General features: G+C 36.5%; 21 protein-coding genes and 1 other annotated feature. Of the genes, 9 read left to right on the forward strand and 12 right to left on the reverse strand.

Annotated elements, in window-relative coordinates; genetic code table 11:
- Positions 1-25 precede the first annotated feature (25 nt).
- Both AAIE21_RS14605 and AAIE21_RS14610 read right to left on the reverse strand, forming a co-directional pair.
- Positions 26-733 carry a DUF3169 family protein gene (locus AAIE21_RS14605; RefSeq protein ID WP_343267436.1) on the reverse strand — a complete coding sequence of 236 codons (708 nt, stop codon included), beginning with the start codon at positions 731-733 and terminating at the stop codon, positions 26-28.
- Positions 723-944: a helix-turn-helix transcriptional regulator gene (locus AAIE21_RS14610; protein WP_343267437.1), complete on the reverse strand. Its 222-nt coding sequence runs from the start codon at positions 942-944 to the stop codon at positions 723-725. The genes AAIE21_RS14605 and AAIE21_RS14610 overlap by 11 nt, the downstream gene beginning before the upstream one ends.
- Before the next feature lie 164 nt (positions 945-1,108).
- Between AAIE21_RS14610 and AAIE21_RS14615 the strand changes: the two genes are divergently transcribed.
- Positions 1,109-1,795: a hypothetical protein gene (locus AAIE21_RS14615; RefSeq protein WP_343267438.1), complete on the forward strand. Its 687-nt coding sequence runs from the start codon at positions 1,109-1,111 to the stop codon at positions 1,793-1,795.
- A gap of 275 nt (positions 1,796-2,070) precedes the next feature.
- Here the strand turns inward: AAIE21_RS14615 and AAIE21_RS14620 are convergent, their stop codons facing one another.
- Positions 2,071-2,685, reverse strand: coding sequence for a DedA family protein (locus tag AAIE21_RS14620; protein ID WP_343267439.1), 615 nt, complete (start codon positions 2,683-2,685; stop codon positions 2,071-2,073).
- A gap of 879 nt (positions 2,686-3,564) precedes the next feature.
- Here AAIE21_RS14620 and AAIE21_RS14625 point away from each other — a divergent pair.
- Complete coding sequence (locus AAIE21_RS14625) at positions 3,565-4,467, forward strand: EamA family transporter (RefSeq protein ID WP_343267440.1); 903 nt, start codon at positions 3,565-3,567, stop codon at positions 4,465-4,467.
- 24 nt (positions 4,468-4,491) lie between these two features.
- On the opposite strand, the gene metG is transcribed toward AAIE21_RS14625, so the two are convergent.
- Entirely contained in the window at positions 4,492-6,126 is a 1,635-nt protein-coding gene (metG, locus tag AAIE21_RS14630) for a methionine--tRNA ligase (protein ID WP_343267441.1), read from the reverse strand.
- Between the two features lie 52 nt (positions 6,127-6,178).
- Positions 6,179-6,452, reverse strand: a binding site (T-box leader).
- 114 nt (positions 6,453-6,566) lie between these two features.
- Between metG and AAIE21_RS14635 the strand changes: the two genes are divergently transcribed.
- Positions 6,567-7,361 carry a class I SAM-dependent methyltransferase gene (locus AAIE21_RS14635; RefSeq protein WP_343267442.1) on the forward strand — a complete coding sequence of 265 codons (795 nt, stop codon included), beginning with the start codon at positions 6,567-6,569 and terminating at the stop codon, positions 7,359-7,361.
- Positions 7,362-7,798: 437 nt separating this feature from the next.
- On the opposite strand, the gene AAIE21_RS14640 is transcribed toward AAIE21_RS14635, so the two are convergent.
- The gene (locus tag AAIE21_RS14640) at positions 7,799-8,893 is read right to left on the reverse strand and encodes a TIGR04053 family radical SAM/SPASM domain-containing protein (RefSeq protein WP_343267564.1); all 1,095 of its coding nucleotides are present in this window, start codon (positions 8,891-8,893) and stop codon (positions 7,799-7,801) included.
- A 139-nt stretch (positions 8,894-9,032) separates the two neighbouring features.
- Here AAIE21_RS14640 and AAIE21_RS14645 point away from each other — a divergent pair, with 139 nt between their 5' ends.
- Entirely contained in the window at positions 9,033-9,347 is a 315-nt protein-coding gene (locus AAIE21_RS14645; protein ID WP_000076465.1) for a metal-sulfur cluster assembly factor, read from the forward strand.
- A 51-nt stretch (positions 9,348-9,398) separates the two neighbouring features.
- Here AAIE21_RS14645 and AAIE21_RS14650 read toward each other — a convergent pair whose 3' ends face one another.
- The 4 genes from AAIE21_RS14650 to AAIE21_RS14665 form a co-directional block, all read right to left on the reverse strand.
- The gene (locus AAIE21_RS14650) at positions 9,399-11,048 is read right to left on the reverse strand and encodes a M4 family metallopeptidase (protein WP_343267443.1); all 1,650 of its coding nucleotides are present in this window, start codon (positions 11,046-11,048) and stop codon (positions 9,399-9,401) included.
- Positions 11,049-11,629: 581 nt separating this feature from the next.
- Entirely contained in the window at positions 11,630-12,328 is a 699-nt protein-coding gene (locus tag AAIE21_RS14655; RefSeq protein WP_343267444.1) for a pirin family protein, read from the reverse strand.
- A gap of 49 nt (positions 12,329-12,377) precedes the next feature.
- Complete coding sequence (locus AAIE21_RS14660) at positions 12,378-12,788, reverse strand: MarR family winged helix-turn-helix transcriptional regulator (protein WP_343267445.1); 411 nt, start codon at positions 12,786-12,788, stop codon at positions 12,378-12,380.
- 114 nt (positions 12,789-12,902) lie between these two features.
- Positions 12,903-13,337 carry a DUF3920 family protein gene (locus AAIE21_RS14665; RefSeq protein ID WP_343267446.1) on the reverse strand — a complete coding sequence of 145 codons (435 nt, stop codon included), beginning with the start codon at positions 13,335-13,337 and terminating at the stop codon, positions 12,903-12,905.
- A 214-nt stretch (positions 13,338-13,551) separates the two neighbouring features.
- Here AAIE21_RS14665 and AAIE21_RS14670 point away from each other — a divergent pair, with 214 nt between their 5' ends.
- Both AAIE21_RS14670 and AAIE21_RS14675 read left to right on the forward strand, forming a co-directional pair.
- The gene (locus tag AAIE21_RS14670) at positions 13,552-13,989 is read left to right on the forward strand and encodes a Dps family protein (RefSeq protein ID WP_343267447.1); all 438 of its coding nucleotides are present in this window, start codon (positions 13,552-13,554) and stop codon (positions 13,987-13,989) included.
- A 549-nt stretch (positions 13,990-14,538) separates the two neighbouring features.
- Positions 14,539-14,736 (forward strand): hypothetical protein, encoded by a 198-nt coding sequence (locus AAIE21_RS14675; protein WP_343267448.1) that lies wholly within the window; start codon positions 14,539-14,541, stop codon positions 14,734-14,736.
- A gap of 23 nt (positions 14,737-14,759) precedes the next feature.
- On the opposite strand, the gene AAIE21_RS14680 is transcribed toward AAIE21_RS14675, so the two are convergent.
- Together AAIE21_RS14680 and AAIE21_RS14685 are read right to left on the reverse strand one after the other, a co-directional pair.
- The gene (locus AAIE21_RS14680; protein ID WP_343267449.1) at positions 14,760-15,011 is read right to left on the reverse strand and encodes a hypothetical protein; all 252 of its coding nucleotides are present in this window, start codon (positions 15,009-15,011) and stop codon (positions 14,760-14,762) included.
- A gap of 167 nt (positions 15,012-15,178) precedes the next feature.
- Entirely contained in the window at positions 15,179-15,757 is a 579-nt protein-coding gene (locus tag AAIE21_RS14685; RefSeq protein ID WP_343267450.1) for an LOG family protein, read from the reverse strand.
- A 73-nt stretch (positions 15,758-15,830) separates the two neighbouring features.
- On the opposite strand from AAIE21_RS14685, the gene AAIE21_RS14690 reads away from it, so the two are divergent.
- The 3 genes from AAIE21_RS14690 (at position 15,831) to AAIE21_RS14700 (ending at position 18,057) form a co-directional block, all read left to right on the forward strand.
- Positions 15,831-16,154 carry a MazG nucleotide pyrophosphohydrolase domain-containing protein gene (locus AAIE21_RS14690; RefSeq protein WP_343267451.1) on the forward strand — a complete coding sequence of 108 codons (324 nt, stop codon included), beginning with the start codon at positions 15,831-15,833 and terminating at the stop codon, positions 16,152-16,154.
- A gap of 55 nt (positions 16,155-16,209) precedes the next feature.
- Positions 16,210-16,716: a ferritin gene (locus tag AAIE21_RS14695; protein WP_343267452.1), complete on the forward strand. Its 507-nt coding sequence runs from the start codon at positions 16,210-16,212 to the stop codon at positions 16,714-16,716.
- Between the two features lie 171 nt (positions 16,717-16,887).
- A complete protein-coding gene (locus AAIE21_RS14700; RefSeq protein ID WP_343267453.1) occupies positions 16,888-18,057 on the forward strand; it encodes a DUF418 domain-containing protein in 1,170 nt (389 codons plus the stop codon).
- A 40-nt stretch (positions 18,058-18,097) separates the two neighbouring features.
- Here AAIE21_RS14700 and AAIE21_RS14705 read toward each other — a convergent pair whose 3' ends face one another.
- A complete protein-coding gene (locus AAIE21_RS14705; protein WP_343267454.1) occupies positions 18,098-19,279 on the reverse strand; it encodes a NupC/NupG family nucleoside CNT transporter in 1,182 nt (393 codons plus the stop codon).
- Positions 19,280-19,733: the final 454 nt, after the last annotated feature.

Genomic DNA, 19,733 nt, shown 5'->3' on the forward strand with positions numbered 1-19,733 from the left:
TTTCTCTCCTCTATAATCTTTAACATTAATAAATCATTTTTTTATGCATTTCATACATGTATTTTCCGATATGTAATATCCAAACAAATGAAATGATACCAATTAGAAAGAAATCCGCTTCCCTTACAACTGTATAACCAATTGACAGAATCCATGCCCATGCAAGCACATCATTTGTAAATTGATATGCCTTGTAACCCGCTTCATGAACGATATGCTTTTGTCCCTCATCTGCATTTCTCGCCCACATTTCCATGGATTGTGAATATGTAACGGATTGTTCTGGATATAACTTGTTATATCGATTCTTCATAATAAAGCCACTCCATATGACAAGAATCAAACATACAGTAGCTATAACAAAGTTTACAATTTCAAGTAACGAAGGAGTTCCGGCTGTAAATGATCGATAATACATAATGGCAGCACAACTCGCCCAAGACCACACAATAACTTCACTTATACGTAAATAAATGAGCATAGTCCCTAGTCTACGTCCTTGTATACTTTCTTCTTCATCACGTAACTTTGCTAATGTTCGCACATTCTTTCCAAACAAGAATAACCCCGCTGCACAAAACATAAACAGCGCAGCTATCGCAACATAAGAATCATCTTTGGTTGACCTAACATCAAAATAATGAACTAGTACGTATCCAATGATTAACCCCACTAGCATAGACATTAAGAATTTTATAATAAAAAACATTGTATCTTTTACCTTACTCTCCATCTTCCTCTTCCCCCTCTACTAACGTAAATATTTCCTCTACCGGCACCCCAAAAACTTGCGCAATCTTAAGCGATAAAACAATCGAAGGCGCATAATCCCCGCGCTCAATTAAGCTAATCGTCTGCCTAGATGAATCAATTGCTTTCCCTAAATCTCCTTGTGACATGCGATGCTTTGCCCTGAATTCTCTCACTCGATTTTGAAGCTTCATACCTTACCTCTTTTTCGTTTATTTAATTAAAATTGTAAATAATATCCTCTTAAATGTCAATTATCATTGTCATTTTGACGTTAATATATGTCAAAAATAATTGTGTATTCATATTTAGAAATTTTATATAATACATTTAAAATACATAATATACGAGGTGAAATATGGAGAAAAAATCGATTTTTTCTTACTTTCTCATTAAACTTTCAGCAGCTTTTGTTCTCTATCTTTCTTTTGCAATACTTTTCTTTATAACAAATAACTTTGATTTATATGAACTCTCAGACGTCATATCTAATACCTTATATAACCCTTGGACTTACGCTCTTTTCTTCTATGCAATCTTGTGCTCACTCATAATTGATAAGCTAAGTTCTAAACAAGCAAGCATGATAAAAAAGATCTTGCTCTACATCATGTGCGGTTATCTCTACTTTCTCCCTTTTCAATTATTCTACGATGAACACATTATTTTCTTTTTCATCGCCGGTTCCATCGGAGCGATCTGTGCGATTTACTTTTACTTATGCACTCTTATCGGAGAGAAATTTAAATGGTTTCGATATACCCTTTCTATCATCATTCCTATTTTATTCATTACAATTGCTTCAATTGATTTTACAAAGAAAGAACAATGGGTAGAGCACACTACAAAAAATGAATTTGAAGCAACTTTTTCATATTTGAACGGCGAACATAAAATCCCTATTCAAGCCCAAAAGGGGCAGACAATTGAAATGAATGTTCAATTCCTTATTGAAGAAACTGGTAACTATGGTCATGGTCTTCGCTTTTCTAGTGAATTTAACAAAAGTGAATCTGTTTCAGAAATAGAGGAAAATACTTATTAGCTTTCAGTAACTAAAACTGGAACATATTATATTGTAGTTATTGGTGATAACATTACAGGTAAAATAAAAGCAAAATGGAGAATACAATAAAAAGCGGAAGCGGCTCGTTCAGAATGTGAGAGGGGATGGAGCTCCTGACGTAGAGGCGCTCTTTGCCTCGCAGGAAGGTGCGAAGCCACCGAACATTCTTGCCGCTGAAGCTGGATTTCAATAAAAAAGAGGCAGTGCCTATAAGCACTGCCTCTTCCAATTTTCGACATAGAATGGATTCCATATTAATTTACACTTTGTACAAATACACGTTTTAATTGTTTGCGGAAGCGAACTCCTAACGTAATTGCTACAATTACAATCACTCCGAAAATAATTTTCCCAATGTGTTGTCCCAGTATTCCAAAGATATCATGTAAGTTTCCACCTAACCAGTAACCACCGATTAAGAAGAAAGATACCCAGAATAAAGCACCAGAGTAGATTGTTATCGCAAAGCGACGGAATGGTAAATTAATGATTCCTGCAAAGTATCCAGTAAAGTGACGTACCCCTGGAATAAAGAATCCGATAAAAATAAGGAAATATCCATATTTATCAAACCACATTCTCGTTAAATCAATTTTTCGCTGTGTTAAAAACACATATTTTCCATATTTCTGCACAAAAGGCATACCAAGTTTATTCCCTAAAAAGTACTGAATTGTCATTCCAACACTCGTCCCAATAAATGACAAAATAATTAAAAGTGTTAATTGTAATTCTCCCGTATGTGCTAAATATCCCGCATATGCTAACGTCGGCTCCCCTGGAAACGGAAGCGCGATATACTCTAACAGCAACCCTACAAGTACCACATAATAGCCGTATTGCTGAAATAATTCATGAACCCATTCCATGTCGATCTCTCCTTTTCCCTCTTAATCTACAGCATCCATCACGCACAAACTGTTACTATTATTGTATAAAAAAATTGTCGAAATAACTATCACAATTGCTTACATTTAGATTACATTTTTGTAAGGAAAATACTAAAATAACCCATATTCATGCAAATTCCCCTAATATCTATTATATATTTGCAATTTTTTCATTTCTCCTTTATTATATACGAAAAAATTACGTTTTTCTCTTATTTTCGCAGAGTTAACTTTAAAAAAGTTCATCTATCTTTATTTTTATACGATATACTCAGCTCTTCTCACGTGTAACGTCTAAAGAAACACAAAAAAATTTACGAAAAGAATTACATCTATATAAATCGCCACTATGAAGATGAAGAAAAGGGCGATTACACCCTTTTCTCTCTCTGTTTTTATTTGGCATGGAGCAGAAAAAGGAGCGGACCGCTTCTATACTTGGCCAGATATTCTCTCCCACCTAAAGAAAGGGTTTGTTGTTCTTTAAATTTGTATTTTTCTACTTTATATTGAAAATGTAAAAGAGATTGCTATAAACTAGAGTCAGACTATATACATCCTCTTTGATTTTCAAGCGTATAAGTTGCGGCTATGAAGAACAAAAGGTGACCTGCTCTCCTTTTCTCTTTTTGGTTTCACTTGGCATGAGGCAGGAAAATGAGCTGACCGCTTCTATGCGTGCTAGATGCTCTCTCCCACCTAAAAAGAAAAGGTTTACGTCCGTTTTCAATTATTCATACCCAAACTCACACTCGATTGTGAGTGGCGGAATTTTGTAGAGTTTTCACTCTGTTTCGTTCGCCCGTTGTCCTGAACTGGACAGCGGGCGTTTTTTTATTTATAAAGGAGGATTTTTTTATGGAGAAATTTAAGTTTTCATTATTAGTTTTATTTGGTGCCTGTAGCTACGGCGTACTTTCGACAATTTTTAAACTCGGTTTTATGAATGGTTTTTCCGCACATGAGCTATTAGGTGGACAATATGTATTTGGCTGGGTTGGGCTTTTATTGCTCGTCCTTTTCTTCTCGCGTCATAAAATCTCGAAAAAACAAGCATTCTCCTTATTAGCTGTCGGAACAACAATGAGCATGACCGGGATTTTCTACGCCATTTCTGTAGAAGAGTTACCTGCTTCCATCGCCGTTGTTCTACTCTTTCAATTTACATGGATTGGGGTAGTCATTGAAGCTATTGCGAACAAAACATTGCCAAGCCGTGAAAAGATAATATCGATTATTATTTTATTTGCCGGAACGTTATTTGCAGGTGGTGTGTTTGAAGGACTTGGACAAAACTTCTCTACAAAGGGCATTATCTTTGGACTATTAGCCGCTGTCTCTTTTTCCTTTTATATTTTTGCAAGCGGGCGCGTTGCTACAAATGTACCACCATATACAAAAAGCTTTCTGATGACAACAAGTGCTACGCTTATCGTTTGCTTAATTTTCCCTCCAACCTTCTTAACGGATGGTGCCTTACAGGCTGGATTATGGAAATATGCATTCTTCCTTGGATTCTTCGGTGTTGTTATACCGGTCATTTGTTTCTCCATTGGCGTACCAAAAGTAGGAATAGGACTTGGAACGATTTTGGGAGCAGCTGAATTACCAACAGCAATTATCGCTTCCATTACACTTGTTCATGAAGTCGTATCGTTATTACAATGGCTTGGTATCCTTTGTATATTAATCGGTATTTTCACACCGCAATTTCTTACTGTACGAAAAGAAAAGAAACGTAATATAGAACAAAGCGCCTAAAAAAGAGCACATCATGTGCTCTTTTTACTTTAATGCCGCGTATAGCTTTTCTACCTCTTTTTCAATTTCTTTTAGATCAATTCTTTCAAACAATGGCTGCACATCACTCACCCGCTCTGGCAATGTACTTTCACATTTCCAACTCGTATTCGTAATCGATAGCATGTTCCGCACTCTTTCACTAGAAAACGGTAAAAACGGTTCGAGTAACTGCGCAAGATTTACAATGAAATATACACAGTTGTAAATCGTCTCTTCACAAGCAGCAGGATCTTCTTCTCTTTGCTTCCAAGGCGCCTGCTCATCAAAATACTTATTCGCAAAGCGCACTGTTTCAAAAATTGTTTCTAATGCTACTTTAAAATGAGCCTGTTCAATTGCACGCCCTACACTGCGATATAATCCCTCCACTCTTTCTTTCAGTTCTAGATTCACATGACCTTTTGGCACAGCACCGTCATAATATTTCTCAATGAACTTTAGTGTACGATTTACAAAATTCCCATATGCCCCTAAAAGCTCACTGTTATGGCTATAAATAAATTCACGCCAAGAAAAATCAGTGTCGCGATTTTCTGGTGCATTAATTGTTAAGAAATAACGAATCGAATCTGGATCATATCGCTCTAATATATCCGGCACCCATACCGCCCAGTTTTTACTTGTCGATAATTTTCGCTTCTCAACAGTTAAATATTCATTTGAAACAATATGATGCGGGATCGCCTTTTCTCCTATCCCAAGTAATACAGCTGGCCAAATAATAGAATGGAACGGGATGTTGTCCTTCCCGTGCACATAGTATGTCTTGGCGCTACTACTCCAGAACTCCCCATCATCTTTCCCTGTTTCTTTAGCCCATCGTTTACTTGCTGAATAATAACCTGACACTGCTTCAATCCACACATAGATTTTCTTATCCTCATATCCCTTAACTGGAATGGGTACTCCAATTGGTAAATCACGTGACACTGCTCGATCTTGTAATCCTTCTTGTAAGTAACGCTCTGTTAGTTGAACCGCATTATCACGCCATGTGCCTTCTTGTTTTACAGCCACCACTGCCTCTTTAATCTGCTCCTGAAATTTATGCAATGCAAAGTAGAAATGCTCTGTTTCCTTAACTGCTGGCGTACTTCCGCATAACTTACATTTCTTTTCTAGTAAATCAAGCGGATCTAAAATGGCTGAGCACGCATCACATTGATCCCCGCGTGCTGGTTCCTGGCAATGCGGACAAATTCCTTCCACATAACGATCCGGTAAAAATTGTGCGCATGTTTCGCAATATGCTTGTTCAACTGTCTTTTTATAAATAAAGCCTTCTTCTAATAAACGTAAAAAAATCTGTTGTACCGTTTCATGATGGTGCTCTGTATCTGTACGTGTATAACAATCATACGTAAACCCAAGATGCTGAAAACATCGCTGGAATTCTTCATGATAAAGGTCTGCAATTTCTTTTGCGCTAACTCCCTCTTGTTTTGCCCGAATGGCAATTGGTGTTCCATTACAATCGCTACCTGATACATAAAGGACATGTTCACCTTTCGCTCTATAATATCGCGCTAAAATGTCCCCTGGTAATAGAGCCGTAACATGCCCAAGATGTAAAGATCCATTCGCATACGGCCAAGCTCCTCCAATAAAAATACTCATCATCTATTCCTCCTTTTAAATATAAAAAAGCCCCGCCCTTATCTTCAAAAAAGATAAGGGCGGGGCTTTATAAACAGTCGCGGTACCACCTTATTTCGTCAGCTATTCACATAACTGACCTCGTCAAGTACGGAGCAATATTACGCTCTTATACTGTGGTTTTGATAACGAGGACCAACTCTCGTCGTCGCCTACTATCATCATTTGATAAGTTCAGGACGCAGCTCAAAGGCCATTGTTCAAATGAACATTCTTGCTTCTTCTCAGCTAACGAAGCTCTCTGGAAAGAATGGTTTCATTCTACTTTTCCTTTTCAACGCTTTTCATATATAACATGTATTTTACGACTAGAATACATAAAAATCAAACTTTTATTTTTTAAAAAAGGAAATGAAACCTTCCTTGCGAATATTTATATGTTTAGAAAAGGAGTGATTTCATTGAATCAACAACAATTAAGCACAATAAATAAAAAAAGCTGGAGCGCTGCTGCCTATCAAGCTTGGACCAATCGACATGGTACTCCAAAAGAATACGCTAAGAAACTTATGCAAGATCCTGCTCATGAAGTAGCCTACTACTTACCTTACATACAAAATCTAAAAGGGAAACGGATCATCAATTTACTTGGCTCGAAAGGAAATAAAGCTGTAGCATTCGCATTATTAGGTGCCGACGTAACTGTTGTGGACATTTCTGAAAGCAATGCCAAATATGCAAATGAGCTAGCTGATGCTGCAGAAGTGTCTATTGAATATATCGTTTCAGATGTACTAGAAATAACACCTTCTCAATCATTCGATATTGTTTTGTTAGAACTCGGTGTACTCCACTACTTTTTAGATCTTAAGCCACTTTTTACACTAATCTCCGGGCTGCTAAAAGACGGTGGTACGTTTATACTTCGTGACTATCATCCTCTTTATACAAAGTTGTTAGCAATAGATGATCAAAAGTTTAAGGCAAACGGAGATTATTTCTCTGAAGAAGTAATTGAGGATAACGTTGCTTATAGTATTCTACTTGATAAATCGAGACAAGAAACGCTCCCTAAAACGATGATTCGTCGCTGGACGTTAGGAGAAATTATTACAGAGGTTGCAGGAGCGAATCTGCATATTGAAAAGCTTATTGAAGAACATGGTCCACACCAACGCTGGGTTTTTCCTTCTTCAGCGCCAGAAGGAATGGAGGAGCGTATCCCTGGAATCTACACATTGATTGCGACAAAATAATGCAAAAAAGGATCCCTTCACGGATAGGATCCTTTTTGCATGCTTAACGCATATAAGTTGAGGTTGGAGATTACCATAATTCTGTAGAATAGGACACAAGGTATTTCAACATTTTGTCTCTGACTTACGCAGTCAAAAGGGGTATGACCAACATAACGAAGAGCAATGTTTAGTTGATACTGATAATCGTTATCAACTAATTAGAAGTATACATGATGTATCCTAAAAAGACAATAGGAATTTCACATTTTTTATTAGCTATACATATCCATTTTAATTTTCCGACATATAAGTCACGGTTATGAAAATAAAAGAAGGTCTCCACTCATTTTCTCCTTCTGTTTTCACATGGCATGGGGCTAAAAAAGGCACTGACCGCTTCTACCCATGAGCGGACCCTCTCTCCTAACTAAAAGGAATGGTTTTATGTTGGTTTTTCAATCCGTATTTCTATACCTTCGTAAAGCTTTCGGTACATATACGCAATAAGGTTCGCTTTCTAAATAATCACCAGTTATCGCATATGCTCTAGAACGAGAACCACCACATATATAACGGTATTCACACTTCCCACACTTCCCTTTATAGCCATCTGGATTACGTAATGCTTGAAAAATTGGGGAGTGACGATAAATATCCCGTAAACGTTTTTCTCTCACATTTCCAGTTTGAATTGGTAATAGACCGCTTGGATACACATCGCCAATATGTGAAATAAAAACAAAACCGTTGCCATCATTCACGCCTTTTGGTGCTCGTCCTAAGCCATCAATTTTTCCGGTTAAGCCATTTTGAAGTGCATCTTCATAACGAATTTCTCGATTCTTTTTTTGTTGCATGACAACGCGCCGATAATGCTGCGCAGCTGTTGTCTTTATATCAAATGAAGCCCTTTTCCCTATCTCATATAATTTACGAAAGACAAGTTCATGTTCTACTGGCGAAATCATATCATCTATATTTCCCCTTCCAGTTGGAACGAGGAAAAACACGCTCCATAGCACGCCACCTAGCTTCTCAACAAGCACTGCCATCTCTTCTACTTCATGAATATTGTAATTAGAAATGGTGGTATTGATTTGCACGGGAATCTCCAATTCATTTAAATATTGAATCGCATCCATCGTAAGCTGAAAAGACCCTGCCACGCCGCGAAAACGATCATGTGTCTTAGCTGTAGCACCATCTACACTAAAAGCCCAGCGTGCAAGCCCAACCTCTTTTGCTTTTCGAATTGCCTCTTTCGTCACATTTGGAGTCGCACTAGGCGTCATCGAAACGCGTAATCCTTTTTGAATCGCATAGTCTGCTAGCTCATAAATATCTTTTCTCATAAGCGGATCTCCACCAGAAAAAACTAGCATCGGCTGATTCATTTCATATATTTCATCAATTAATCTCTTTCCTTCAAGAGAAGTTAACTCTCTCGGATCTCTCATATATTGCGCTTCAGCTCGGCAATGCAAACATTTTAGTTCACAAGCTCGTGTAACTTCCCATATCACGATAAACGGATTTTCATCATAATTCATTTTCACTCTTGCTCCTTCCTACATACTTATAACCAGTATAGGGAAGTTTCTAAAAAAACACTGTGAGCTATTTCACTGCATCTTTATCTTATTTCCTTTATAATGAGAATGGATATCATTAATATTAGGGGTGTTGTGCATGTCACAAGAATTCGAAGAGAAATTATATGCCAATTTAGAGGCTGTTATCGATCCTGAACTAGGGGTAGATATTATCAACCTTGGTTTAGTATACGATGTGACAGCAGATGAAAATAATAATGCTGTCATTACAATGACGATGACTTCTATCGGTTGCCCGATGGCGGGGCAGATCGTATCAGATGTCAAAAAAGTATTATCGACAAATGTACCAGAAGTAAATGAAATCGAGGTCAATGTAGTTTGGAATCCACCTTGGTCAAAAGAGCGTATGTCACGTATGGCGAAAATTGCTCTAGGTATCCGTGATTAAACACAAAAGAAAGACCTGACATTATCGGTGTCAGGTCTTTCTTTTGTGTTTTTATTTTACACCAACTGCATCATAAGCTTGCGTTACAGCTTGTACTTCTTTAGAGTTTTTGCCATATAAATCTGTCGCAGATTGAATTGCAGCTTGGCGCATCATTTTAAAGTTAGAGTTTGCAGTTAAATATTTTGAAAGCGCACGGTAATAAATTTTTTCTGTAGCTTCGCGGCCAACGCCATTTACTTTCACACCATAATGAGTGCCACCTTCAGACACTAAATATGCTGCTTTATTATTGATACTACTGTTAATATGAACACCGCCGTTATCAGCTGTTCCTTTATAACGTTTGTCATAATGATCTGGATAACCTTCAGTCGGTTTTAATGGATTTGGAATAGAAGCAGGATTACTTAAGGAACGCAGTGAATCTCCTGGTTTACCCGGTGTATAAATATCTTCTCCAAGCTCCCAATCATCACGGTCTACCATCGCACCAAAAATATCCGATAGCGATTCATTTAATGCACCAGACTCATCTTTATATACAAGATTTGCTGTATGCTCTGTTACAGCATGTGTTAACTCATGGGCAATAACATCTAAGCTTGCAGATAATGGAATAAATGTTTTTCCATCTCCATCACCATACATCATTTGTATCCCGTTCCACGCAGCGTTATTCCAATTTTCCCCTACGTGAACAGAAGAAATTAACTTCGCACCTTGATTATCAAAAGAATTACGTTGAAATACCTTTTTATAATAGTCATATACTTTTCCTGCGTTTACATGCGCATCAACAGCAGCTTTATCTTCAAAGAACTTCGATTTACTTTCTACTTCTTCACCTGTATATCCAAACCATTGTGAGAGGAGATTAAAAAAGTTCTCATCCATATTTTGTGCATCAAATGTATGAACACCATTTCCACGTTTACCATCAAATAAATTAAATGCTCCTGTTTTTTCATCTTGAGCAATTTCAAATGATTGTCTGTCTCCTAACACACCATATCCAAAACCAGTAATATGATCAATTGCATTATATTTCTCAATCACATTTCCATTTGTTGCATCAACAAAATAATGCCAGTAACCTGGAGCTGGTTTTGAAACAGATGCTTTTACAAGGTATGAAAGATAATATTGTCCATCCTTTTCATACACATATAAATCTTTTTTCACACCATCATATTGATTTACTTTGCCAATTTCTTTCTCAATATCAGCTTTCGCAATTTCTACCGCTTTCTCATCAGTAATGCTCGCTGCAGCTGGAATATTTTTATCTTCTAAATTCGGGATAACTTGCCCGAAGAATGCTTTCACATTATTGTCTTTATCAAGCGCAACCGTTTGATCTGACCCATATACCGGGATATTATTATGTTTTTCAACTAGCTTCACGTGTGTTGTACCCGATTCAGCATCCTTTTCTTCCCCTACAACACTAAAATGACTTTCGATATTTCCTGCTAGTTTAAACATATCCTTTTTGCTTTCTAAATACTGAAATACTGTTTCTTTTTTATCTAATCCTTCTGGCGCTTTCCATTCCTCACCTATGTAAGCTGGTGTTTTAAATTCTTGGTGATATTGAATTTGCCCTTCTGCCGCTTTTGTGTTTGTTGCTCCAAATGCTCCAAAACCCCCAACGATAACGGATAAAGCTAATGCTGATGAAACGACTTGCTTTTTCAATCTAACACTCCCCATTCCCCAAAAATTTTTTGACACTCTTATATATTTCGGAAAAAGGAAAATATATCCTTCTGAAAAATATTGAGAAACATTTTTCTTATAATTTTATCTAAAAACTTCCTATTTCTCATTCGCAAAAAGTTACCATTATATTACAATTAAAGATATCTACATATAAAAATAAAGATGCAATTTCATAGCCTTCTTAACTTGAATCATACTTTCTCATTGAAAGGTGGTGATATGATGTTACCGCAAATGATTATGTATTCCTTCTGCCCGATAACATTATTAGCGACTTTCCTCTTGTTCATAAAACTAAAGAAAAAAACAATCGTATATTTTCTACCTACTCTCGTTTCAGCAATATTAGCTATCCTCTGCTATGCTCAGTTTTTATTCAATAACGGGCTAAATGAATTTGTTCTCGCCATTTTCTTTATAGGTACCGCGTTAGCAAATCTACTTTTCATTCTCATCTTAAAATTATTCAACATGTTTCGTGTAAGACATTAAGAAAACACAAAAAGAAATAGCACAGTAAAAATAATGCGCTATTTCTTTTTTATTCGTATTGTCTCTTATTGTTTTTTCATCTCAATCGCTAAATAATGCGATTTCTCCGTTGCTTGAATGCGAATGTCTTCTTCAACTGCTTCTGCTGCATCTCGCATCACAAGTGTTTCACCATTTACTACGCCACTTCCTTCAATTTGCACAAGGTAAACTTGACGCCCTTCACCAACAGGTAAGCTAATTTCTTTTCCTGCTTCTAACGATAGAGAGTATAAGTTTGCATCTTGATGAATGGCAATTGGTGCACCACCATCAACCGGAGACACCATATGGAACCATGTATTTTCACGCTTGTTCCAATCAAATTTAAACTCACCGTAGTTCGGCGTGTGGCCAGCACGATCTGGTAAAATCCAAATTTGTAATAAACGTAACGTCTCATTTCCTAAATTATGTTCACTATGAAAGACTCCTGTGCCAGCGCTCATATATTGTACATGTCCACGCTCAATTGTACCGCGGTTTCCCATGCTATCTTGATGCGTTAATTCACCATCTACAACGTAAGAAATAATCTCCATATCACGGTGCGGATGCATGTCGAATCCTGTTTGCGCTGCTACTAAATCATCATTAATAACGCGAAGTGCCCCAAATCTCATATTATCTGGATTATAATAATCTGCGAATGAAAAATGAAAATGTGTATTTAACCAACCGTGATTTGCTCTTCCCATTTTTTTATTATCAATTTTTTTAAACATATCCTTCACCTCATATTATCTCGAATTCGAGATATTTATTTAAATTTTTTTATTGTAACTTTCGAAGTAATTTTAGTAATTGTTTTTGTTCATTGTGATCTAATTTATCAAATTGTTCTGCTTGAAACGTTTCTTGTGGCGAAACGGTTTCTTCATATAAAGCTCTTCCCTTTTCTGTTAACGAAAGATATTTCGTAGTACCTTCTTGTTCTCGCTTAATCCAATCTAGCTGCTCCATCTTATTTAAAAGCTGCGTGATATTCCCTTTTGTAACAAATAATTTTTTCCCAAGCTCCTGCTGCGTTAATCGATCTTGCCCACCAATTTGAGCCAACACATCAAACTGTGCAGCAGATACATCCCATTTTTTCAAATGTTGATTTGTCTCCCGAATACTTCTGTTATAAAAGCGTGATAAACGAAACCATAACAATAGTCCTAGCCTTTCTTCTGTTTTCATTCCATCACCTCGCTTGCTTGATGTCTTTAGTTTAGAACTAAACTTAATAAATGTCAATCACTTTGTTTTAGTAAGTTAAAAACAAAAAGATAGTGATGTTTCCACCACTATACGTTAGTTTATATTCCTTCGCATATATTCATTCATTTTACGTTCAGCAAATGCCCTAGCGTCCCTTTCAATCCAACGTGCCTCATATGCTTCTTTTTCTATATACAACACATTGTTTTCATGCTGCATAGAATGTCGAAACTCATGTAGTAAAGTTTTGAGCACTTGCTCATACTGTTCCCACATACAAACAAAAATCAACTGTTTTTCTTTATGATAAAAACCGCTTAAAGGAAATAAAAACTCCTCTTCCTCTTCTCCTAAGTTTACGAGCACATCATTTGTATCACACGTATCGCAGAAAATAACTGGGATTTCTCGTTTCTCAATAAGTGAAAACACATCATTCTTCACCCGCTGAATATCCCACGGAAATTCAGAATCCAGTACATACCAATTTCCAGCTTGCTGATATACGTTTTGAAACTGGAGTTCCATTAACCTCCATTCTCCTTTCTAAAATCCCTTTTCCTATACATATGCCACAATATGATAAAAAATAAACACATAATGCAATATCACATTACACCTAGTTCAAAAAATGTTCAAAATTAAAGTTTGCAAAGAGGTTGATTTATATTAATTTCTAGATTATAATAATTATAAATTAGTAATCGATATAACATAATAACTTCAAAAGGAGATTGATCATATGAACACACAAGTAATCACAGTATTAAACAAACAGGTAGCAGACTGGAACGTATTATTTACAAAACTACACAACTTCCATTGGTATGTAAAAGGACCTCAATTCTTTACACTACACGAGAAATTTGAACAATTTTATACAGAAGCAGCTGGGCACATCGATGAAATTGCAGAGCGTATTTTAGCAATTGGCGGCAAACCAGTAGCAACAATGAAAGAATACTTAGAACGATCTTCTATTCAAGAAGCGGCTTACGGAGAAACTGCAGAAGGGATGGTCGAAGCAATTATGAAAGACTACGAAATGATGCTAGGCGAACTAAAAAAAGGTATGGAAATCGCACAAGACGCTGACGACGAAATGACATCTGACTTACTACTTGGTATCTACACAGAACTAGAAAAACACGTATGGATGCTACGTGCATTCTTAAACTAAAAGCGGAGCCGACTGTTTAGCCCTGACGGATAAGGTTCTTCCGTACAGAAAGTGTTTTTTACTTTCTCGTACGGAAGGTTCTTAGACGCGAAGGGCTAGGAGGTGGAGCTGGATACACTCAAAGCACAGGTGGCTCGTTCAGCTCTGACTGGCTAAGGTTCTTTCGCATAGAAGGCGCTTTTTGCCTTCTTATGCGGAAGGTTCTTAGACACGAAGAGCTTGCCACCGGAGCTGGATACACTCAAAGCGCAAGCGGCTCGCTCAGAATGTGAGGAGGATGGAGCTTTTGACGTAGAGGCGCTCTTTGCCTCGCAGGAAAAAGCGAAGCCACCGAACATTCTTGTCGCTGGAGCTGGATACCACTAAAAGCGCAAGCGGCTCGCTGAAGCTAACCACTCCATAAAACCCTCTCAATTTAACTTGAGAGGGTTTTATTATTATATCTATATATCTCAAACGTTTTTATGTTAAAATATAGAAAAGTCAGATATTTACTTCTACGTAATATCATTTAGATAGATACACCATCAAATGACGGGAGTGGTTCAGTTGAAAGACTATTTGATTCGAGCATTTTTCGCCTTATTGACTGTTGGAATTGCTTTAGGTATAGCAAATATTTTCAATCTGACCGTGGACACAAGAAGTTATCCTTTCCTCATTTTCCTTGCCATCGCTGGTGGTTGGGGCGGTTGGTACTTATATAAGAAGCAAAATAATAAAACTGATAAAGGCATTCCGAAATAACATGGAATGCCTTTTAATATGTATTATATCCTTCCCTTTTTTATATAATCGATGATTACGTTCAAAATACTAATGACAATAAGTCCTAAAAACATATCAAAAGATTGTTCATCTCCACTTAAATTATACTCATCGACAATAAACCAAAGAAAAAATTCATTAATAAGCGCTTTTCTTTGATATGTAATAACGAACAGAACAAGAACTAAAACCGCAATAATACTTATAAAGACAGGCCTCAAAAATGTAAACTCAGGAAACATAACCTCTTCCATATTCTATTTCTCATCCTATACGCCTCTGCCTCATAAGCAAAAAGTTGCCTCGCACTTATTTCCTCTTTTGGTTTTAACCTGGCATGGGGCTGAAAGAGGCACTGACCGCTTCTATGCATGGCCAGATGCTCTCTTCCGTCTAAAAAAGATGCTTTTATGCACTTTTATTACGATAACTGCTTCCACTTATTCCCCATAACAGGTCGTTTATAATTTTGCATTTTCTGGATCAATTCATCGGCAGTAGTTGCTGAAACAATTAACTCTTTATTAGATGGATTCATAAACCCTTCTTCTGCTGCACGATCAATCATTTGCAAAATTGGTCCGTAAAAATCTTTAATATTTAATAACCCAACCGGTTTATCATGAATTCCAATTTGTGACCAGCATACAACCTCAAATAATTCTTCAAATGTTCCGTAGCCACCTGGCAGCGCAATAAATGCATCCGCAAGTTCTCCCATTTTCGCTTTACGCTCATGCATTGTTTCCACTTCAATTAATTCCGTTAATCCTTCATGAACAATCTCCCCGCGAAATAAGCCACGAGGCATAACGCCTGTTACACGTCCGCCTAAGCGTAACACTTCATTAGCTACTTCTCCCATTAAACCAACACACGAACCGCCGTATACTAATTCACAATTATTTTGAACGAGCACTTCTCCAAGCTTGATTGCTTGCTCCCTAAACTCAGGTCTCTCTCCTAAATTAGAACCTGCAAACACACAAATCTTTCTCATACCTACACCCCAAAACTATATATTGTTATGATACAATGAACATTGTACAACATATTGAGGGGATGAGGAAGAAGTGAATATAGTCGAATTTCAAAGATGGATCGAGGATTTTTACGAAAAACGAAGCTGGTCACAATATAACTCTTTTATTCGCTTAAATTTCTTAGTGGAAGAAGTAGGCGAAGTTTCACGCGTTGTGCGCGCGATTGAAATTGGACGTGATCGCCCAGATGAGCAGGAAAAACAAGAAGCAGAATTGAAAATAGAGTTAAAAGAAGAACTTGGGGATGTACTTGCCAATCTCATTATTCTTTCTCAAAAATATGATTTAGACTTACAGGATATTATGGAGGCACATGTAGAAAAGCTTTCTAAACGGTTTCAAGAAACTAAATGAGAATATTTATCATCTATGATATAATATTACCGATATTATACAAGGGAGGATTTTTATGTTATCAACAAAATTACACGATGCGCTTAATGACCAAATGAACTTTGAATTTTACTCTGCCCATGTTTACATGGCAATGGCTGCTTACTGCACAGGGGAAAGCTATGATGGGTTTGCAAACTTCTTTCTTGTTCAAGCAGAAGAAGAGCGTTTCCACGCAATGAAGCTTTATAATTACATAAATGACCGCGGAGAACGTGCCATTATTACAGGATTTGAAAATCCAAACAATGACTACGAGTCCGTTTTAAGTGCATTTGAAATCGCACTTGAGCATGAACGTGAAGTAACAAAACGTATTTATAATTTATCTGATATCGCGTGGGACGAACGTGAACACGCTACAATTACATTCTTGAAATGGTTCGTTGATGAACAAGTTGAAGAAGAGGCTTCTTTTGATAGCATCATTCAAAAACTAAAACGTATTACAAGCGACTCTAACGCTTTATTTATGTTAGATGCAGAACTAGAAAAACGTACTTTTACTCCTCCTGCAGAGTAATGACCTTATCACCTTAACGAATTTGTTAGGGTGATTTTTATTTTCTCTTCAAATCTCCTCTTACCTTAATGTTTCATTAAAATCGGCTTAAATTTCCATTCATTCTGCATAGGACTTCCATTACTAATGGTATTATTTTCAAAGAAAAACAAAAAGAAAAGGAGGAAAACTATGAAACAACGCCTAGAGGCAATCGACGCAGTTCGTGGCTTTTCTTTATTCGGGATTTTGCTCGTTAATATGACATTAATTCAGTTTGGAATGTTTAGCGGTGACCAACCTACTTATGTGTTCGGAAAGATTGATGAAGGAGCCAATTGGTTTATTGAATTTTTTGGTACACACAACTTCATTTCCCTATTCTCCTTTCTATTTGGTCTTAGTATTATTCTGCTGCAAAAGAGCATTCTCGCAAAAGAAAAGCGGTTCTTTCCGATTTATATACGACGAATTATTATTTTACTAATTCTTGGATATATTCACGGTATATTTATTTGGAGCGGAGACATTTTATTTGCATATGGGATTGTAGGGATTTTCTTAATGATGTTTATCAATCGAAAACCAAAAACATTGCTTATTTGGGCCTTTATCTTACTAGCATTTACTATGTTTATTTCTTACCCTTTTGAGTCCAATGCAAATGTAGAGGATTTTTCCTCCTACATTGGAAAAGAACAAACAGTCCACAAAACCGGGAGTTATACAGATCATATAAAATTCCGCCTATACGAAAATCCATTCGAAGATATTGGAATCACTGGATTTTCCGGGGGATTCCTCCTAACCTTTTTGATGATTATTCTAATGGCTCCGCTGTTCTTGCTAGGAATATATGTCGGGAAAAAAGGATGGCTGTTTGAAATAGATAAACATGTATCTTCCCTCAAAAAACTTTGGCTTATCAGTGGTCTCTTTTCTTTCACAGTAAAAATCTTAGCATTATTAACACAGCAACCGATCCTCATTATGCTAAAAGACAGTGTTTCACCATTAGGCATGGCCCTTTTTTACGGAAGCTCAATTATTCTCTTATTCCATTACAAAAAAGCATTACGCTTACTTGAGTATGTGGTTAATATGGGTAAAATGTCAGTTAGTAACTATTTAGCACAGACTATCATTGCTACTACGATTTTTTATGCGTACGGTTTCGGATTATATGGAAAAATCGGTTACTTCTTTGGCATCGTATTGACGATTGGAATTTATAGCGTTCAATTATATGCTAGTACCTATTGGCTACAAAGGTATCGTATAGGGCCTGTTGAATACGTATGGCGGCTTGGAACTTATTTGAAAAGGCCTATTTTTAAGCGTAAGTTAAAGAAAGTTAGTTAAACAAAAAAAGCAATGAGCCTAAGCTCATTGCTTTTTTATTTTATAGCATAACCCCAACGATAACCGCTGATAAGATACTTACTAAAGTTGCACCATACACAAGCTTTAATCCGAAAGAAGATACAACATTCGCTTGTTTTCCATCAATACTCTTCGTTGCACCTGCGATAATCCCAATAGATGAAAAGTTTGCGAAAGATACAAGGAAGATTGATAAAATACCTACTGTACGAGCTGATAAGTCGCCCGCTACTTTTCCTAAATCAAGCATCGCAACAAATTCGTTTGTTACTAATTTCGTTGCCATAATTTGTCCTGCTGCCAGCATCTCTGATGTTGGAATACCCATAACAAATGCTAACGGTGAGAACACATATCCTAAAATACTTTGGAACGTGATTCCGAAAATAGAGTCAAACATACCGTTAATTGCTGTAATTAATGCTACGAAACCAATTAACATCGCCGCTACTGTTACTGCGATAGAGAATCCAAGCATAATGTACTCGCCTAACATTTCGAAGAACGTTTGCTTTTTATCTTCTTGTAATTCTAAAATGTCCTCTTCTTCACTAATGTCATAAGGATTAATAATATGAACGATAATGAAGCCACTAAATAAGTTTAATACAAGTGCTGTTACTACATATTTTGGATCAATCATCTTCATATAAGAACCGACGATTGACATCGATACTGTTGACATAGAAGATGCACAAAGTGTATATAAACGATTTTTTGGTAACTTGCTTAATTGATCTTTTACTGTAATAAATACTTCCCCTTGACCAACGATTGCTGCCGCTACTGCATTATAAGATTCTAGTCTTCCTAGACCATTTACCTTACTTAATACGAAACCGACTGCACGAATAATAATCGGTAAAATTTTAATATGTTGCAAGATCCCAATTAATACTGCTAAGAAGATAATTGGTAATAATACCGTTAAGAAGAATGGTGCTTGTCCATCATTCGCTAAACCACCAAATACGAAATTAACCCCTGCTTCTGCATATTTTAAAATGGCACCAAAGCCATCTGAAATTCCTTTTACTAATACAAATCCAATCTTTGTATTTAATAAGAAGTACGCCAATGCTAACTGAATAACAAGCATAATTGCAATTGGTTTATACTTAATTTTCTTACGATCTGAACTTACAAGGAAACCTAGTACAAATACAACAAGTAAACCAACTAGAAACATAACGAGTTTCATATGTGAATCCTCCACTTCCCATGAGTTATCTGTCGTCTAATGAATGACGTCCGACCATTGATATTAAAAAAATAAGAACCCTAAAATACTATTTACTTTAAACTGTAACCTAAAATCAGTAAGCGTTTACATAAATTGCAATTTATAACAGGTAGTCTCTTCTTCCCTACCGTATTTAAAGTCTGAAATTGATACCACCTACAAACCAAATTGTAAGCGTTATCTAATCGAAATGCAACATAATTTTCAAAGAAATCATATGTAAATTTATCCCTTTCCTCTCTCTCGATGCCATATACTTGTTGTCGTTATTTATCGAAACATTGATATCCCTTGTCGAATCGCTGATATATTTTAATTTGCGCCGATATATGATGAGAAATGGTCAATATATTTGAAACATCGCCGATAAAATTTCATTTACTATTTTCCCGCTCAATCCCACTCTACATAA

This window comes from Paenibacillus sp. 102 (genome assembly GCF_039549175.1).
Classification (GTDB): Bacteria; Bacillota; Bacilli; order Bacillales; family Bacillaceae_G; genus Bacillus_A.

Coding starts and splice junctions, on each gene's coding strand:
- AAIE21_RS14680 (WP_343267449.1), bottom strand. CDS start 15,011: ATGGAAGAGGTTATGTTTCCTGAGTTTACATTTTTGAGGCCTGTCTTT.
- AAIE21_RS14695 (WP_343267452.1), top strand. CDS start 16,210: ATGTTATCAACAAAATTACACGATGCGCTTAATGACCAAATGAACTTT.
- AAIE21_RS14625 (WP_343267440.1), top strand. CDS start 3,565: ATGGAGAAATTTAAGTTTTCATTATTAGTTTTATTTGGTGCCTGTAGC.
- AAIE21_RS14605 (WP_343267436.1), bottom strand. CDS start 733: ATGGAGAGTAAGGTAAAAGATACAATGTTTTTTATTATAAAATTCTTA.
- AAIE21_RS14620 (WP_343267439.1), bottom strand. CDS start 2,685: ATGGAATGGGTTCATGAATTATTTCAGCAATACGGCTATTATGTGGTA.
- AAIE21_RS14655 (WP_343267444.1), bottom strand. CDS start 12,328: ATGTTTAAAAAAATTGATAATAAAAAAATGGGAAGAGCAAATCACGGT.
- AAIE21_RS14645 (WP_000076465.1), top strand. CDS start 9,033: ATGTCACAAGAATTCGAAGAGAAATTATATGCCAATTTAGAGGCTGTT.
- AAIE21_RS14700 (WP_343267453.1), top strand. CDS start 16,888: ATGAAACAACGCCTAGAGGCAATCGACGCAGTTCGTGGCTTTTCTTTA.
- AAIE21_RS14660 (WP_343267445.1), bottom strand. CDS start 12,788: ATGAAAACAGAAGAAAGGCTAGGACTATTGTTATGGTTTCGTTTATCA.
- AAIE21_RS14640 (WP_343267564.1), bottom strand. CDS start 8,893: ATGAATTATGATGAAAATCCGTTTATCGTGATATGGGAAGTTACACGA.
- AAIE21_RS14705 (WP_343267454.1), bottom strand. CDS start 19,279: ATGAAACTCGTTATGTTTCTAGTTGGTTTACTTGTTGTATTTGTACTA.
- AAIE21_RS14615 (WP_343267438.1), top strand. CDS start 1,109: ATGGAGAAAAAATCGATTTTTTCTTACTTTCTCATTAAACTTTCAGCA.
- AAIE21_RS14670 (WP_343267447.1), top strand. CDS start 13,552: ATGAACACACAAGTAATCACAGTATTAAACAAACAGGTAGCAGACTGG.
- AAIE21_RS14610 (WP_343267437.1), bottom strand. CDS start 944: ATGAAGCTTCAAAATCGAGTGAGAGAATTCAGGGCAAAGCATCGCATG.
- AAIE21_RS14665 (WP_343267446.1), bottom strand. CDS start 13,337: ATGGAACTCCAGTTTCAAAACGTATATCAGCAAGCTGGAAATTGGTAT.
- metG (WP_343267441.1), bottom strand. CDS start 6,126: ATGAGTATTTTTATTGGAGGAGCTTGGCCGTATGCGAATGGATCTTTA.
- AAIE21_RS14685 (WP_343267450.1), bottom strand. CDS start 15,757: ATGAGAAAGATTTGTGTGTTTGCAGGTTCTAATTTAGGAGAGAGACCT.